Consider the following 16,173-nt stretch of genomic DNA (forward strand, 5'->3'; position numbering starts at 1 on the left):
GATAATACTGCGTCTATCCATATCCGGGCAATAGCATAGCAAGCCCTAACCGGCAGGTGAACGGGGAACGGCTGCGGCACGGGCGGCGTTTGCCGCACATGAAGCACGCCGCATTTCCGCTCGCATTGGCGCTGGCCGCCTGCACCGCCGCCTCGCCGCCTGTAGAGGGTACGCCGCCGCCGCCCGCAGCCTCGCCCGCGCCGGAAGCTTCGGCGTCCGAACCCGCCGGGCCGACGCGCATTCTCAATCAGGACGCGGCGTATCGCCTGCGCAACAACAGCGGTGTCACGCTGCAATGGATCGACTGGGACCGGCGCGGCGACGCGCGGGTGACGGTGGGGCCGGACGGTGTGTGGCGCCTCTCTGCCGCGCAATCGGCGCCCGATGGGCCGGGCCGTGTGTCGGTAGAGGGACGGGTGACCGAAATCGGCGCGGACTATTTCCTGCTCGATGGCCGCGTGACGATTTCCGACACCCCCGATGTGGGGCGCCAATGCAGCGACGACAGGGTCTGGCGCTTCGGCGTGACGCAGGGGCGCAAGTACTGGCGGCTGCGCGAATTCGAATGGTGCGACAGCCTGACCGACTACGTCGATATCTACTTCTGAGCGGTTTCCGGCGCGGGCCAGCGCGCGTTCTCCCGCGCCATCGCGATCATCGAGGCGGCGTGGCGCGCGCCGACCACGCGCGGGTCCGCGCCGTAGCCGCCGCCCAGCGCGCTGGCGACCGGCAGCCCGCGCGCCCGCGCTTCGGCGATGACGAAGCGGTCGCGCGCGGCAAGGCCCTCGTCGGTCAGCGCCAGCCGTCCGAGCCGGTCGTCGCGGTGCGGATCGACGCCCGCCTGGTAGAGCACGATGTCCGGCGCGAAATCATCCAGTATCGCGGGCAGGTGGCGCGCGAGTTCGCCGAGGTAGGCTGAGTCTTCCATCCCGTCGGGCAGCGCCACGTCCAGCGTCGAACGCGCCTTGCGCACCGGGAAGTTCTTTTCCGCGTGCATCGAGAAGGTGAACACGTCCGCCCGCCCGGCCATGAGGCTCGCGGTCCCGTCGCCCTGATGCACGTCGAGGTCGACAATCAGCACGCGCGCGGCGCGCCCTTGCGCGATCAGCCGGTTGGCGCAGACCGCCAGATCGTTGAACAAGCAATATCCCGCGCCGGCATCGTGCAGCGCGTGATGGCTGCCCGCCGCGCTGTTGGCGGCGTAGCCGTGCTCCATCGCCAGCATCGCCGCGAGCCAGGTGCCGCCGTTGGTGTGGCGCACGCGCTGCGCGATGTGCGGGGTGACGGGGAAGCCGATCCGCCGCTCCTTTTCGCGCGGAACGGTGGCGGTGAAGACCTGCTCGACATATTCGGGATCGTGCACCGCCTCCAGCCATTCGCGCGGGCACGGATCGGGCGCGTGCTCGGTGATCGGGTAGCCGCTCTCGCGAAGCGCGGCCATGACCGCCATGTACTTGTCGAACCGGAACGTCCCGCGCGTGGGCGCGGGCGCCATGTAGTCGGCGTGATGGACGACGTGGAGCACGGCTTCGCCTTATTCGGCGGCTTCGGGCACCCGTTGCGCTCCGTCGTCCGCGTGGCCGGTATCGCTCATGCCCGCTTCGATCTCGGCCGCCTTGGCTTCGACCAGCGCCACGATGTGGTCGAGCATTCCGGCGTCGTCGATATGGTGGTCCTTCACGCCAGAGAGGTAGACCATGTGCTTGCCCTGGCCGCCGCCGGTGAGGCCGATGTCGGTCTCGCGCGCTTCGCCCGGGCCGTTGACGACGCAGCCGAGGACCGAGAGCGAGAGCGGGGTCTTGATGTGGCTCAGGCGGTCTTCGAGCGCCTGCACCGTGCGGATCACGTCGAAGCCCTGCCGCGCGCAGCTGGGGCACGAGACCACGCGCACGCCGCGGGTGCGCAGGCCCAGCGCCTTGAGCATCTCGAACCCGACGCGCACCTCCTGCTCCGGCTCGGCGGAGAGGCTGACGCGGATCGTGTCGCCGATCCCCGCCCACATCAGGTTGCCCATGCCGATCGAGCTCTTCACCGTGCCGCCGATCAGCCCGCCCGCCTCGGTGATGCCGAGGTGCAACGGGCAGTCGACCGCTTCGGCCAGCCCCATGTAGGCAGCGACCGCGAGGAACACGTCGCTCGCCTTTACCGCCACCTTGTATTCGTGGAAATCGTGGTCCTGCAGCAGCTTGATATGGTCGAGCGCGGATTCTACCAGCGCTTCGGGACAGGGCTCGCCGTATTTTTCGAGCAGGTCCTTCTCGAGGCTCCCGGCGTTGACGCCGATGCGGATCGCGCAGCCGTTGGCCTTGGCCGCGCGCACAACCTCGGCCACCCGCGCGCTCGAACCGATATTGCCCGGATTGATCCGCAGGCACGCCGCGCCCGCGTCGGCCGCTTCCAGCGCGCGCTTGTAGTGGAAGTGGATGTCGGCGACGATCGGGATCGAGGCGGCGCGCACGATCAGCGGCAGCGCGGCGGTCGCTTCTTCCGTGGGGCAGGAAACCCGGATGATGTCCGCCCCGGCATCCTCGCACCGGCGGATCTGGCCGATCGTGGCGGCCGCATCCTCGGTGGGTGTGTTGGTCATCGTCTGCACGGTGATCGGCGCGTCGCCGCCGACCGGCACGTTGCCGACCATGATCTGGCGGGACTGGCGGCGCTCTATCGTGCGCCAGGGGCGTATCTCGGACATGGCGCGCATATACGCCGCGCACGATGAAGGAGCAATGACAGCGCCCCGCGATTGCGGCATGAAGGAGCGATGCGAGAAGCCGAACCCCCGACCGACGATGGCGAAACCGGCACCCCGCTGCTGTTCGGCAGGGTGCTCGACGGGAAGGGCGGCGCGCGTGCGATCGGCTGGGAGGAGGCGCAGGGCTGGCGGCCCGGCGCGCCCGGCGAGGTGCTGTGGCTGCACCTGCGGCGCACCGCTGGCGGGGTCTACGAGTGGCTCCAGTCCGCGCTTTCCATTCCCGAGCCGACCGCCGAGCTGCTGGTCAGCGACGCCACCCGTCCGCGCGCATTCCGCGAGGGCGAGACGCTGGTGGCGACGCTGCGCGGGATCAACTTCAACCCCGGCGCGGAGCCCGAGGACATGGTTTCGATGCAGCTGTGGAGCGACGGCACGCGCTTGCTCACCTTGCGCCGCGACCCGCTGCAGACTCCGCGCGACACGCAGGCCGACCTCGACGCCGGGCGCGGGCCCACCGATGCGGGGTCGCTCGTCACGTCGCTGACCGAACACATGGTCCACCGGATGAACGCCGCGATCGTCGACATGAACGAGGAGATCGACCGGCTGGAGGATCTCGACATCGAGGAGGAGGACGGCGAGGAGATGCTGTCCAAGGTGGTCGCGATCCGGCGCAACAGCCTCGCGCTCCAGCGGCACATGGGGCCGCAGCACGTCGCGCTCGAATCGATCGGCCGCGATGCGCCCGCCTGGTTCGAAGAGCACGACCGGCGCGAGATCGCCGAGACGATCGCGCTGCTACGCCGCTTCCTCGACGATATCGACATCAGCAAGGAAAGCGCGGTCGTGCTGATGGACGAGTTGCGCGCCCGCTCGCTCGCCGGCAGCGAACGGACCAACTACCTGCTGACGATCGTCGCGGCGATCTTCCTGCCGCTGGGCTTCCTCACCGGGCTGCTCGGGATCAACGTGGGCGGCATGCCGGGGGTGGACGATCCGCGCGCGTTCTGGATCGTGGTCGGCCTGTGCGGGGGGGTGATGCTGATCCAGCTCGCGCTGTTCTGGCGCTGGAAGTGGCTCTGACGCGGTAACCTTCGGCGCGCGGCTGTCCCGGGGCGGGATGGTGCCTGCGATAGCCCGGCGTTAAGCATCCGGATTAACCGACCGCGCGGCGCGCCTGCGCTAGAGCGGCGCATTCCGTCCACCCGGGGGCGGCTGGAGACGCGCCATGCCGATTGCGCCGTTCGTTCGCGAGACCCTCGCCGTGCTGAAGGAAATCGCCGGTGCGCGCAGCCTGCGCACCGCCGCGCTGTTCGTGTCGCCCTACGCCGGATTGCTGGTGGGGCTCGACGTCGCGGCGCATTACGGCGAGCTGACCGATGCGCACTTGCCGGTGCAATTCTTCCTCGCTTCCGATCAGGGCTTCGGCGAATGGTTCGAATATGCCCTGACGGCGGCGGTCGCGGCGATGCTGCTGGTCATGTGGCGGTGGGACGGGGCGAGCGTCTATCTCGCCAACGCCGCGCTGTTCGCCTGGCTGACGCTCGACAACAGCATCGAGATCCACGAGCGCTTCGGCCACGCCTTCACGAGCTGGTTCGCGGGCTGGCCACTGCCGGTCGCGCCGAACGACATCGGCGAGGCGAGCCTGTTCCTGGCGATCGGCGCGTTCTGGCTCGCGGCGCTGTGCCTGAGCCTGCACGGCGCGCGGCTGCGCCCGGCAGTCGAATCGCTGATTCTCGCCGGATGCGTCGGCGCGGCAGCGTTTTTCGGGGTAATCGTGGACCTCGTCGTGGTGTGGGGCTCGCATACGCAGGCGATGATCGAACTCGAGACCTTCATCGAGGACGGCGGCGAATTCGCGATGATCTGCCTGGCGTTCCTGATCGCGGTCGCGCTGTTCGATGCGGCGCGGCGGCGGCGCAGTGCGCTTGGCGGCGAGCCTCCGGCGCTAGTCGCGGCTTGAGCTTCTGAAAGCGAAAGGGCGCGAACCCGCGAAGGTCCGCGCCCTTTCCCTGGTGTAACGGCGGCCGTCAGGCGCCGGGCGGCAGCGGATCGTTCGCCGTCTTGCCGCGCGGCTTGCTCGCGGGTTTCGCAGGCAGCTTGCCGTCCCATTCCTCCAGCTTGCGGCCGGCCCAGGCGCGCCCGCCGAGGCCGAAGGCCAGCGCCGCGGCCACCGCGCCGCCGATCACCAGCGCGCCGAAGAAGATGCGCACGATCTCGTCGCCCACCTGCATGAAGCTGAGGCCCATGAAGGTGAACACGAAGATCGTCGCCCACTTGACGATCGTGGCCGCGAGGCTTTCCTCCCCCGCCCCCGAGATCATCCGCACCAGCAGCCGCGCGATCAGGAAGCCGACGAGGATCACGACCGCGCCGAACACCACGCGCCCGCCCAGTTCCAGCACCTGATCGAGGATCGCGGTCAGCTCCGGGAAGCCGAGCAGGCGGGTGGCCGCGATGGCGAAGAACAGCACGATGGCGATCTGCGCCACGCGGGCGATCACGTCGGTCGCGGTGGTGTTGTCGGGCAGCAGTTCGGTCGCGCCGAGCGCGCGGTCGACCCCGAGGCCGACCAGCACGTCCTTGATGAGCTGCACCACGAAGCGGCTGATGAGATAGCCGATGCCCAGCAGCAGCGCCGCGCCGATGATCCGCGGGATCGCGTCGAAGATCAGTTGCAGCATGTTGCTGGCCGGCGCGGAGACGCTTTCGAGGCTGAGCGCATCGAGCGCGAGGATCGAGACGAAGATCACGATCAACGCGTAGATCACGGTGCCGATCGTGTTGCTGATCGCCGCGTTGCCGGTGACCGTGTCGACCCCGCCGCGGTTGGCCCACTTGTCGAAATCGAACGTCTGCAGCGTGGTGACGACAATGTCGCGCACGATGCGCGCCACCATCAGGCCAATGAAGAAAATCAGCCCCGCGCCGATCAGCCGCGGCACGAAGGCCATCACGTTGTCGAGCAGCGTGTCGAGCGGACCGACTGCGCTGCCGAGGCCGAGCACGGAGAGGATCATCATCAGGCCGAACAGCCAGATCAGCAGGCTGACGATGCGCCCCAGCGATTCGCCGAGGCTATGGCCGCTGCCGGTAGCGCGGCGGAAAAATGCGACGTTGTCGACCAACTTGGCAAAGGCCCACTTGGCCGCGCGGGCGACGGCCCACGTGGCAACGAGGATCACCAGCGCCCAGATCACCTTTTCGCCGATCTGGAGCGCGAGCTGTTCGTCGAACCTGTATCTACCCACCTGCATCGCAATTCCCCCGAATTGTTGATGGGCGGGAAGCTAACACATTGCTTCGCGAAGGGGAAATGCCGAGAATCTAGCCGAAATCGAAGCCCGCGGCCTTCGCTTCGGCCATAATCTGCGCACCGGTCTTCCTCGGGCCATCGGCGGCGAGTTCGGCCCAATCCGGCATCTCGTCGACGAAGATTTGTTCGCCGATGCGCCAGTCGGCGGGCAGATCGAACAGCCCTGCGGCGAAGGCCCATGTCTCGCCGGGTATGAAGCGATACCACAGCGCGCTGCCGCAGGTGGCGCAGCTCGCCCGTTCGGCCCATTCGGACGAGGGGTAGCTGTGGACCGCCTCCTCCCCCGACAGCGCGAACTCGCCGTGCTTCGCGCCGTGGAGCGAGAAGAACGGGCCGCTGCACCACCGGCGGCACATCGCGCAGTGGCACGCCTCCACCCCCGGCGCGACGCGGGCGAGCGTGATCGTCACCGCGCCGCACAGGCAGCGGCCTTCCAGCGGTGGATCGAAGCTGACGGGATCGGGCATGGCGGCATCCTTTCGTGCACCAGGATAGCCGGTGCGCGGCGGAAGGGCCATCCTCGGCTCGTAGCTTGCCGCCATACCACCCGCCGCGCTATTCGGCTGGCATGATAAGGACCGCTGCCGCGCTGCTCGCGCTTTTCGCCCTCGCTCCCGCCGCTTCCGCGCAGGAGACGCCCGAGTGGTCGCTCGCGATCCACGGCGGGGCGGGCACGCTGTTGCGCGAGAACATGACGCCCGAGCAGGAGGCGGAATATCGCGCCGCGATGCAGGCCGCGCTTGATGCGGGGGCGAAGGTGCTGGCCGAGGGCGGCAGCGCGATGGATGCGGTCGAGGCGGCGATCGTGCGCCTGGAGGACGATCCCAAGTTCAATGCCGGGCGCGGCGCGGTGTTCACGTGGGAGGGGACCAACGAGATGGACGCCTCGGTGATGGACGGCAGCAACCGCGCGGCGGGCGCGGTCGCGGGCGTGGGCACCGTGCGCCATCCGATCCGTCTGGCGCGCGCGGTGATGGACGACGGGCGCCACGTGTTCCTTTCGGGCGACGGCGCTGAACAGTTCGCAGGAGAAAAAGGGCTGGAGATCGTGCCGCCCGAATGGTTCGCGACCGAGCACCGCCGCCGGCAGCTGGAGGAGATGAAGGCCAAGAATCTCTCCGCGCTCGACGTCGAGTTCAAGTTCGGCACCGTGGGCGCGGTGGCGCGAGACCGGCAGGGGCACCTCGCGGCGGGTACCTCGACCGGCGGAATGACCGGCAAGCGCTGGGGCCGGATCGGCGATTCGCCGGTGATCGGGGCGGGGACGTATGCCGACGACCGGGCCTGCGCCGTCTCCGCCACCGGGTGGGGCGAATTCTTCATCCGCGCCGGCGTCGCGCACGCGATCTGCGACCGGATGCTGCTGGCGGGCGAGGGCGTGCAGCAGGCCGCCGACACGGTGATGGCCGACGTCGCGCAGATGGGCGGCGACGGCGGGGTGATCGCGGTGTCGAAGGATGGCGAAGCGGTGTTCAGCTTCAACACGCCGGGCATGTACCGCGCCCGCGCCAACAGCTCGGGGATGAGCGAGGTCGCGATCTTCGCGGAGGATTAGGTGCCCGCGTATTGCGCGATCACGCGCCCGACCTCGGCCAGCACCGCCTCGGCTGCCGGCTCCGCCTTGGTATGCTGTTGCGCGGCGCGGAAATAGGCGGCGAAGGTGAGCGGGGCACGACCCGGCGGCTCGACGTAGCCGACATCGACATAGACGCTGCCCATGCCCGGCCACATCGAGGTGCCGGTCTTGTCGCCCGCGGGCCATTCGCCCGGCAACCCGGCGCGCATGCGGTTCGTGCCGGTGCGCGTTTCGGCCATCCACCGCTTGAGCGTGGTGCGCGCTGCCTCGCCCAGCGCATCGCCGTAGAGCAGCGTGGCCAGCGTGCGGGCCATCGCGGCGGGGGTGGTGGTGTCCATGATCTCGCCCGGCGGCACGTTGTTCAGTTCGGGCTCGGTGCGGTCGAGGCGGCTCGTCTCGTCGCCCAGCGCGCGCCAGTAGGCGGTCAGCCGCTCGGGCCCGCCGAGGCGGCGCAGGAGGACATTGGCGGCGGTGTTGTCGCTCAGCGTCTGGGTCGCCTCCGCCAGTTCGCGCATGGTCGCGCCCTGCGCCAGCCGCTCCCTGGCGAATGGCGCGTAGTCGAGCAGTTCGGCCCCGGTCCACGTCAGCCGTTCGTCCGCGTCGATCTCGCCGATCTCGTCCAAATGCAGCACCAGCGCGGCAAGCGACAACTTGAACGATGAGAGGTGCGGGAAACGCGCGTAGTCCGCGTGGCCCCATACCTGCCCGGTGCCCGTATCGAGCACCGCCGCGCCCAGCGTGCCGTTCGCCGAGGCCTCGACGATGCGCAGCAGCGCGCCGAAGCGGCCATAGCGGTCACGCTCCACCGGCACGCAGGCCCCGGCGGCGAGCGCGATGGCCGATCCGATGAGTGTGCGGCGGTCGATCGTCACGGCTCTTTCTCCATGCTCAGGTATTTCCCCATGCACAGGCTGAATTCGTCCGACACGTAGTCGCCGAAAGGCGGACATTCGGCGAAACCGTGCTTCGCGTAAAGCCGCGCCGCTGGGGCGAACGGGGCGGGTCGCCCGGTTTCCAGCCCGATCCAGCGATAGCCGCGCCCGCGCGCCTCCGCGATCAGGTGGAGCAGGATCGCCTCGCCCGCACCCCTGCCGCGATAGGCCGGGGCCGCGCGCATCGATTTCAACTCGCCGCGCTCCGCGTCGAGTTCCTTCAACGCGCCGATCGCAGCAAGCGTGCTGCCCTCGCGGGCGGTGAAGAACGCCACGGCGGGATCGCGCAGCCGCTCGACGGGCAGCGCATGGACGGTGCCGGGCGGCGACCAGCCGTGCATCTCCTCGAGATGGAGCCGAAGCAGCGCGAGCACGTCGTCCTGCCCGGGAGACTCACGTGCGATCGCGTAGCCCATAGCGCTAGCTGAACTTGTCCGCCTTGCGCTTGCCGAAGCGCATTTCGCCCTCTAGCTTCGCGCGGAGCTGGGCGTAGAACGCTTCGAGGAAAGCGCGCTCGTCGCCAGCGCCGGGGTCCCAACCGATCTTGCGGCAGATCGCGGCGTGGACCGATTCGAGCGCTTCGGGCTGTCCGTCGCGCAGCACGCGTTCCAGGGTCTGCAACTCGTATTCGCCGTAGATCGACAGCTCCGCATCGCCGAAGCGGTAGGCGGCGCCGGTCAGCGTGCTCGCGCCTTCGCGCGCGGCGCCTTCGGTCGAGAGTGTGTCGGCCAGCTTGACGCGCGGGGCTTCGACCACCCAGGTGCCCGCGATCAGGTCGCCCGCGCGCAGCGCGTCGCGGTTGAAAAACGGGAACAGCACGAAGACGAGGAACCATGCGGCGGCAGCAATCCCCGCAAGACCCGCCTCGCCGCTGGGGGCGACGAGGAAGAAGATCAGCGGCAGGAACAGCTCGATATCGCGCAGCAGGTTGCGCGCGACGACCGCTTCGGGCGTCAGCCGCCCGCCATCGCGCGCGGCGACGCGGATACCCGCCGCGCGCTTGCCGAAGGTCGCGCCCCGCGGGCCCATCTCCATGACCATGAAATAGCCGTTCCAGAGCAGGAACCAGAACAGCGTCCAGAACACCGCGATGAACTCGCTCGCGCCGCCGATATTCTGACTGCCGCTGTCGAACAGGCCGCCGCCGATCCAGATCAGCAGCAAGGTGACGCCGATCCCGATCACGAACATCAGCACGAGGTCGAGGATCAGTGCCCCCGCACGCGCGCCGCGGCTGGCGACGGTGAAGGACAGCGCGATGCCCTCAGGTGTAATTACCTCCCGGCGGCGCTTCGCGCGGTGGGCGAGGTGGGGGAGTATGTTGGCGCTCATGGGCTTTCAACCGCCTCGTCGCGGCTGCGCGCTCGCCCGAAGGCGAAGAAATAGGCGAGCCAGAACAGCAGCATCGTCACCCCGATCAGCGCGCGCCCTTCCATGCCGAGCAACTGGCGCGGGAATGCCTCGAGCAAGGCCGCGAAGACCAGCATCAGAACCACGCCGACCATCACCTGTGCTCCGCGCCGCCCGCTCTCGGCGGCGGCGGCGAGGATCGAGCGGTTGCCCGGAAAGGCCATCGACCGGCCGATATGCATCCCCGCCGCGCCCGCCAGCAGGATCGCGAACAGCTCGGTCGTGCCGTGAACGCTGAGCCAGGCGGCGAATTCCAGCGTCAGCCCGGCGTCGTGATAGAGCCACAGCAGCGCGCCGAGCATCGCCATGTTGTGCAGCAGCAGCATCAGCGAGGGGATGCCGAAGGCGAAGCCCAGCGCGAAGGCGAGGATCGAGACCCCCGCGTTGTTGCTGAACAGGTACGCGGCGAAGGCGGACAGCCCCTGCGTATCCTTTTCGACCTGGAGGCTTTCGAGCAGCACCTCGCGGCTCGCGCCCGGCACGCGAGTGTCGGCGAACTGCACGGGAACGAGCGAATAGTACCACTCGCGGTCCTGCAGCACGAGCAGCCAGCCGACCACCGTGCCCGCGACCATCACCGCGAGCGCGACGCAAATGTCGAGCCAGATGCCGCGGATCGCGCGGCTCAGCCCGCCGCCGAGGAAGCGGCGCAGCCAGGCAACGAAGCCCTCGCGCGGGCCGTAGACCTGGAACCACGCGCGCTGGACCAGCGAATCGAGATATTCGAGAGTGGACGCGTCGAGCGAGGTCTCGCGCGCGACCGCGAGGCTGGAGGCGGCGGTGCGGTAGAGCACGGGCAGCGCCAGCACGTCTTCGTCCGAAAGTCCGCGCAACCGACCCTTTTCCATGCGACCGACGATGTCTTCCAGCCGCTGCCACTCGCGCTGGCGCTCGAGCCGGAAACGGTCGGATCGCAGCGCCGCAGCCTCGATTTCGGGCGGCGGGGCGGCCTCGGCCTTGCCGAACAGGTTCTTGAGGATCGGCGCCTTCACCCGATCGCCTCCGAACGCTTGATCTCGAGATAGCGGTCGATCAGGCGATAGCCGATCCGGTCCCACGGCGCCTCGATGATGTCGACCCCCATCTGCCGCAGCCGTTGGAGCACCAGCGCGCGCTGGCGCAGCAGGGTGTCGGCGGTGACGGCGGTGGCGAGCGCGTCGAGCGTGCCGGGTTCGGCGGCGGACAGCTCGGCGAGATCCTCGTCCTCCATCGTCACGAACAGCACCAGGTGTCGTTCGACCAACCGCCCGACGCCTTCGATCATCAGTTCGGCCCCGGTGGGATCGGTGAAATCGGAGAACAGCACCACCAGCGAGCGCCGCTGGAGCCGGGCGGCGAGCGTCGCCAGCGCGAGCGTGAAATTGGGCTCCTCGGCATTATAGTCGAGCCCGGCGGCGGCGCGCTGGAGACGGTGGAAATTGCGCGAATCACTTACAAAAGGCGTCGACAGCTCGGGCCGCCGGGCGAAGCCGAACAGCGACACCCGGTCGCCGCCCTTCAGCGCGACGTAGCTGGCGGTCAGCGCCGCGGTCACCGCGCGGTCGATCCGCGGGAGGCCGCCCACCGGCTCGCACATCGCCTGCCCGCAATCGAACGCGAACACGATCTGGTTGTTGCGCTCGCTCTCGTTCTCGCGCGCGTAGAGCCGGGTGTGGCGTGCGCTCGCCTTCCAGTCGATCCGGCGGCGGTCCATGCCCGGTTCGTATTCGCTCAGCGCCTCGAACTGGGTGCCTTCGCCGCGAATGCGCCGCGCGATGAGGCCGAACTGCGCGTCGCGCAGGAAGGTCTGCAATTCGGGGCTGCGGACGGGCGCGAGATCGGGCCAGACGCGGACCATGCGATCGAGCGCATGGCTGGCCTGCCGCGCGCCGAGGCCGAGCGGGCCGGCCCAGCGCAGCCACACACGCGTCACCGCGGCGGTGCCCCGGCGCGACGGGGTGAGCGTGGTCTTGCCCTCCCACGCGCCGGTCGCGGGGTCGCACAAGGCGACGAAACGCACGGCGCCCGCTTCGCCCAGCCGGGGATCGGTCGCCAGCGCTACTTCCAGCGGCGATCTCGCCGAGCGCCCGGCAAACTCGGCCATGGCCAGCACCTCGAACGATTCGCCCACTTCGGCGTCGGTGGGAACGAGGATGCGCCACTCGGCCATCCGCCCGGCGAGCATCCCGTCGAGCAGCGCGACTGCCAGCAGCGCCACGCCGGCGGCTGGCGCGATCACCCACGCCCCCGGCGCCGCGGCGGCGATCACGATCGCGATCGGCGCGGCGAGCGCCGCCAGCCACGCGGTCCGCGCGGTGGGGACGATGGGAAAGCTCAGTTTCATGCAGGTGGGCTCAACGCGGCGCCTCGGTGCTTTCGATCAGCTCGGCGACGAGCGCCTCGATCTCGCGGCCCTCGATCTCGGCCGCCGGGCTGAGGATCAGGCGGTGGCGCAGCACCGAGGTGGCGAGCGCCTTCACGTCGTCGGGCACCACGTAATCACGCCCGTCGAGCGCGGCGCGGGCCCGCGCGGCATTGGCCAGCAGCACCGCGGCCCGCGGCGAAGCGCCGCTGGAAAGGTCGGCGCTTTCGCGCGTGGCGCGCACCAGCCGCACGACGTAGTCGACGATCTCCTTCGCCACCGTCACGCCCGTCAGCGCCGCGCTCGCCTGCCCGAGCTGCGCCGCATCGGTGACGGCCGCGATGCCGAATTCCACCGGGCGCGCGGGGCCCTGACGCTCGCCGAAGCGGGTGACGATCGCGGCTTCCTCCGCCTCGCTCGGATAGCCGACCAGCAGCTTGAACAGGAATCGGTCCAGCTGCGCTTCGGGCAGCGGATAGACGCCCTGGTTCTCGATCGGGTTCTGCGTGGCGACAACCATGAACCGATCGGGCAGGGCGTGGGTTTCGCCGTCCAGCGTCACGCGGCGTTCTTGCATCGCCTCCAGCAGCGCGGCCTGCGTCTTGGGCGGGGTGCGGTTGATCTCGTCCGCCAGCAGCAGGTCACGGAAGATCGGCCCGCGCGTCAGCGTGAACTGGCTGGTCTGGAAGTTGAACAGGTTGGAGCCGAGGATGTCGCCGGGCAGCAGGTCGGGCGTGAACTGGATGCGCCCGTAATCGAGCCCCAGCGCGGCGGCGAAGCATTGCGCGAGGAAGGTCTTGGCCGTGCCGGGCGGGCCTTCGAGCAGCACGTGCCCCTCGCTCACCAGCGCCACCAGCAGGTGGTCGATCGTCTCGTCCTGGCCGACGATCGCCTTGGCGACCTCGCCGCGAATCGCCTGCGCCATTGCGCGCACGTCGTCGAGCGTCATCGTCATCGGGTCAGCTTCCTTTCGAGGGTCTTGAGCGCGCGGGCGGCACGCAGGATGTCGTGGGGCCGGTGCGCGCCGCGCAGCGCGGCGGCGCTTTCGCCGAAACCGGGCGAATCGGGTGCGCGCCGGGCGATCGCGCGGTCGAGCGCCGCGTCGTCGTCGGCGGTGCGCAGCCGCAGCGCCGCGACGATGCGCTGACGCGTGGTCTCGATATAGGGCCCGGTCAGCAGGTGGAGCCGGCGTGTACGCAGGATGAAAGCGGCCCCGTTCGCCACCAGCCGCCCCTTGCCGAACGCGATCGCGCGCGCTTCCGCCACGGGCGGGCCGAAGCGGCGGAAGGCGCGCCAGGCGACGACGATCAGCGCGAGCACGAGGCACAGCGTCGCGGCGAGGAACGGCGGCGCGAAGGCGAGCGTCAGCAGGTTCTGCGTGCGCCCGAGGCCGTTCAGCGTGAGGTCGAACACGACCGGCAGATCCTCGCCCTCCATCGCCACGTCGATCAGATCGTGCGCCAGCGCGGCGCGCGCGCGGTCGGCCATGCCGTAGTTGTCGAACAGGTCGGGCTCGGCCACGACCATGACGTTCCAGCGGCCGGTATCGCGCCCTTCCTCGTCGAGCGGCGGCAGGCCGGCGGCCTCGTCGAGTACCGGGTAGTAACCGTCGTCCTCGTAATAGCCGGCGAGAATCGCGCCGTCGCTCGTCGTGACGAGCGGGACCATTCCGACATCGCCGATCGTCTGCACCTGCTCGCGGTCGGGCAGCGATCCGCGCCGGGCACCCCATTGCCAGTCCGCGCCGTCTGCCGGGTCGAGCTCTACGATTTTCGCCTCGCCCTGATACTCCGCCCCCAGCGTCGGGAACCACGGCACCGGGCTCACGCCGCCCAGCATCACCCAGCCGTCTTCCTTCTCGACCGGAACCGAGTCGGGAATCTCGATCGCATACCACTTGGGCAGGACCAGTATCGTCGGACCGGCATAGCGCCGCCGGTCGATCAGTTCGGTCAGCTCCTCGCCATCGGCGAATGTCGGCGGGGTCAGGATGAGCAGCGCGTTGTCGTCGAACGCGGCCTGGTTGCGCGAGATCGTGACCTCGTGACCTTCGGCTTCGAGGATATCGACCAGCGCGGCATAGCCGGTCAACCCCTTCGCCGCGGCGTGGCTGCCGCCGTCGTTCGGCCCGCGCGAGGTCTCGCCCGCGCCGATCAGGTACAGCGTCGCGGCGAAGGCGAGCGCGCCGAACAGCAGCAGGCCGAACACGACCTTGGGGTTGAACGCAGGCGAATTCACGCCGCGCGCCCCGGCAGGCGCTGGAGCGCGAATTCGGCATAGGCCTCGCGCGCGGCGCGCCAGTCGTCCTCGCCCAGGGCGCGCAGCGCGAACAGGCTGCGTTCGACCCGCTCGGCGATCGCGGCGAAGGCGCTGCGCGCGGCCTCGGGCAGCGCGGGCAGCAGCGCAAGCTCGCGCGCGGTGCTCGAGGGTTCGACCCAGTCGGGCCGGGCGGCGGCGATCTGGCCGACGCTGCGGCGCAGCAGCAGGTGCGTCGCCTCGTCGTAGCGGCCCTCGGCGGCCAGGCGGTCGGCATCCTCGAGCAGCGCGAGCGCGTCGGCGCGGTCGGGCGCCCACGCCTCGTCCTCGAGCGACGTCTCGCGCCTCTCCCGCATCAGCACCGGGGCGAGCAGCCGCCACAGCAGCCAGGCGAGCAGAGCGACCGCAAGAGCGAGCAACACCCATTTGAACACCGGCCACGACATGCCGAGCGCGCGCCCGATCGGCGCCAGGAATTCGCCGATGGCCTGGAACAGGCTGACGAGCCAGCCGGGCGGCGGCAGCTGCTCGGGCATCTGCACGGGCGCGAACTGGATGGTGTCGTCGGCGCGCACCGCTTCCCAGCCGCTGCCCACCTGCGGCACATCACGGTCGGTGATTTCGGCTGCGCCCCTTGTCACGTGCAGGGTGGTGGCAGGTCGCACGGGCGCGTGCAAGCCCGCCCGCCGTCAGCCGCGGCGGCGGGCCTGGCGATAGCTGCCGAGCAGGCGCAGTTCCTTGCAGTGGAAGGCCAGCTCCTCGAACGCGGTGTCGACCCGCGGATCGCCCGGCGCGCCCACGATGTCGGCGTAGAACATCGTCGCGGCGAAGCTCGCACCCTGCTGATAGCTTTCGAGCTTGGTCATGTTGACCCCGTTGGTCGCGAAGCAACCGAGCGCCTTGTAGAGCGCGGCAGGGACGTTCTTCACCTCGAACACGAAGGTCGTCATCGCCGCGTCGCCCGCGAGGCTCGCGGGATCGAGCGGATCGCGTGCGAGCACGACGAAACGCGTGGTGTTGTCGGCCGCGTCCTCGACCCGATCCTCGACCACCTGCAATCCGTAGAGCTCGCCTGCCAGCTTGGGTGCGACCGCGGCGAGCTTGGGATCACGCCTTTCGGCAACGAACGCCGCGGCGCCCGCGGTGTCGGCATGGCTCAACGGCACGATGCCGCGCTCGCGCAGGAACAGCCGCGACTGGCCGAGCGCCTGCGGGTGGCTGTAGGCCGCTTCGAACGGGCCGAAGCTGCCGTCGGGGTGGGGCATCGCCATCAGCGCATGGGTGATCGGCATGAAATGCTCGCCCACGATGGCGAGGCCGCTTTCGGGCAGCAGGAAATGAATATCGGCGACGCGGCCGTGCTGACTGTTCTCGATCGGGATGATCGCGCATTCGGCGCGCCCGTCTCTCACCGCTTCGAGCGCATCCTCGAACCCGAAGCACGGCAGCGGCAGGTAATCGGGTGTGGCCTCGCCCGCGGCGCGGTGCGAATTGGCGCCGGGTGCGCCCTGGAAGGCGACCGCGCGCGCGGGATCCTGCGCGGCGGCGGCGCGCATCCGCTCGACCATGGCGAGCGCGGGAGCGGGAAAGCTGTGCATCGGGGCGAGCGCGTAGACCGGGGCCCGGCCGCTCGCAAGACATATGGCT

Annotated in this window: 17 protein-coding genes; 4 read left to right on the forward strand and 13 right to left on the reverse strand. The window is 69.7% G+C overall.

Features of this window, described 5'->3' with window-relative positions:
- The first annotated feature begins 98 nt into the window (after window positions 1-98).
- Window positions 99-608, forward strand: a complete 510-nt coding sequence (locus ACE3QC_RS10510; RefSeq protein WP_374407936.1) for a hypothetical protein — start codon at window positions 99-101, stop codon at window positions 606-608.
- On the opposite strand, the gene ACE3QC_RS10515 is transcribed toward ACE3QC_RS10510, so the two are convergent.
- The gene (locus ACE3QC_RS10515) at window positions 599-1,525 is read right to left on the reverse strand and encodes a histone deacetylase (RefSeq protein WP_374407937.1); all 927 of its coding nucleotides are present in this window, start codon (window positions 1,523-1,525) and stop codon (window positions 599-601) included. The two genes, ACE3QC_RS10510 and ACE3QC_RS10515, sit on opposite strands and share 10 nt — an antisense overlap.
- A gap of 9 nt (window positions 1,526-1,534) precedes the next feature.
- Entirely contained in the window at window positions 1,535-2,692 is a 1,158-nt protein-coding gene (gene ispG / locus ACE3QC_RS10520) for a flavodoxin-dependent (E)-4-hydroxy-3-methylbut-2-enyl-diphosphate synthase (protein ID WP_374407939.1), read from the reverse strand.
- Window positions 2,693-2,761: 69 nt separating this feature from the next.
- Between ispG and ACE3QC_RS10525 the strand changes: the two genes are divergently transcribed.
- Together ACE3QC_RS10525 and ACE3QC_RS10530 are read left to right on the forward strand one after the other, a co-directional pair.
- Complete coding sequence (locus tag ACE3QC_RS10525; RefSeq protein WP_374407940.1) at window positions 2,762-3,775, forward strand: zinc transporter ZntB; 1,014 nt, start codon at window positions 2,762-2,764, stop codon at window positions 3,773-3,775.
- Window positions 3,776-3,920: 145 nt separating this feature from the next.
- Complete coding sequence (locus tag ACE3QC_RS10530) at window positions 3,921-4,658, forward strand: hypothetical protein (RefSeq protein WP_374407941.1); 738 nt, start codon at window positions 3,921-3,923, stop codon at window positions 4,656-4,658.
- 67 nt (window positions 4,659-4,725) lie between these two features.
- On the opposite strand, the gene ACE3QC_RS10535 is transcribed toward ACE3QC_RS10530, so the two are convergent.
- Both ACE3QC_RS10535 and ACE3QC_RS10540 read right to left on the reverse strand, forming a co-directional pair.
- A complete protein-coding gene (locus ACE3QC_RS10535; protein WP_374407942.1) occupies window positions 4,726-5,952 on the reverse strand; it encodes a mechanosensitive ion channel in 1,227 nt (408 codons plus the stop codon).
- A 70-nt stretch (window positions 5,953-6,022) separates the two neighbouring features.
- Window positions 6,023-6,478, reverse strand: coding sequence for a GFA family protein (locus ACE3QC_RS10540; protein WP_374407944.1), 456 nt, complete (start codon window positions 6,476-6,478; stop codon window positions 6,023-6,025).
- Between the two features lie 101 nt (window positions 6,479-6,579).
- On the opposite strand from ACE3QC_RS10540, the gene ACE3QC_RS10545 reads away from it, so the two are divergent.
- A complete protein-coding gene (locus ACE3QC_RS10545; RefSeq protein ID WP_374407946.1) occupies window positions 6,580-7,566 on the forward strand; it encodes an isoaspartyl peptidase/L-asparaginase family protein in 987 nt (328 codons plus the stop codon).
- Here ACE3QC_RS10545 and bla read toward each other — a convergent pair.
- From bla to ACE3QC_RS10590, 9 genes are read right to left on the reverse strand one after another with little or no spacing between them, the layout of a single operon-like run.
- Entirely contained in the window at window positions 7,563-8,459 is an 897-nt protein-coding gene (bla, locus tag ACE3QC_RS10550; protein WP_374407947.1) for a class A beta-lactamase, read from the reverse strand. The genes ACE3QC_RS10545 and bla overlap by 4 nt on opposite strands.
- A complete protein-coding gene (locus tag ACE3QC_RS10555; protein ID WP_374407949.1) occupies window positions 8,456-8,935 on the reverse strand; it encodes a GNAT family N-acetyltransferase in 480 nt (159 codons plus the stop codon). Before ACE3QC_RS10555 ends, bla begins: the two co-directional genes overlap by 4 nt.
- A 4-nt stretch (window positions 8,936-8,939) precedes the next feature.
- Window positions 8,940-9,851, reverse strand: coding sequence for an RDD family protein (locus tag ACE3QC_RS10560; protein ID WP_374407951.1), 912 nt, complete (start codon window positions 9,849-9,851; stop codon window positions 8,940-8,942).
- A complete protein-coding gene (locus ACE3QC_RS10565; protein ID WP_374407953.1) occupies window positions 9,848-10,921 on the reverse strand; it encodes a stage II sporulation protein M in 1,074 nt (357 codons plus the stop codon). The genes ACE3QC_RS10560 and ACE3QC_RS10565 overlap by 4 nt, the downstream gene beginning before the upstream one ends.
- The gene (locus ACE3QC_RS10570; RefSeq protein WP_374407956.1) at window positions 10,918-12,252 is read right to left on the reverse strand and encodes a DUF58 domain-containing protein; all 1,335 of its coding nucleotides are present in this window, start codon (window positions 12,250-12,252) and stop codon (window positions 10,918-10,920) included. The genes ACE3QC_RS10565 and ACE3QC_RS10570 overlap by 4 nt, the downstream gene beginning before the upstream one ends.
- A gap of 10 nt (window positions 12,253-12,262) precedes the next feature.
- Window positions 12,263-13,219 carry an AAA family ATPase gene (locus ACE3QC_RS10575; RefSeq protein WP_374408063.1) on the reverse strand — a complete coding sequence of 319 codons (957 nt, stop codon included), beginning with the start codon at window positions 13,217-13,219 and terminating at the stop codon, window positions 12,263-12,265.
- A gap of 2 nt (window positions 13,220-13,221) precedes the next feature.
- The gene (locus tag ACE3QC_RS10580; RefSeq protein ID WP_374407958.1) at window positions 13,222-14,508 is read right to left on the reverse strand and encodes a DUF4350 domain-containing protein; all 1,287 of its coding nucleotides are present in this window, start codon (window positions 14,506-14,508) and stop codon (window positions 13,222-13,224) included.
- Window positions 14,505-15,167, reverse strand: coding sequence for a hypothetical protein (locus ACE3QC_RS10585; protein WP_374407959.1), 663 nt, complete (start codon window positions 15,165-15,167; stop codon window positions 14,505-14,507). The genes ACE3QC_RS10580 and ACE3QC_RS10585 overlap by 4 nt, the downstream gene beginning before the upstream one ends.
- A 48-nt stretch (window positions 15,168-15,215) precedes the next feature.
- Window positions 15,216-16,124 carry a prephenate dehydratase gene (locus ACE3QC_RS10590; protein WP_374407962.1) on the reverse strand — a complete coding sequence of 303 codons (909 nt, stop codon included), beginning with the start codon at window positions 16,122-16,124 and terminating at the stop codon, window positions 15,216-15,218.
- Window positions 16,125-16,173 lie beyond the last annotated feature (49 nt).

The organism is Pelagerythrobacter sp., from assembly GCF_041912895.1.
Lineage (GTDB): Bacteria > Pseudomonadota > Alphaproteobacteria > Sphingomonadales > Sphingomonadaceae > Pelagerythrobacter.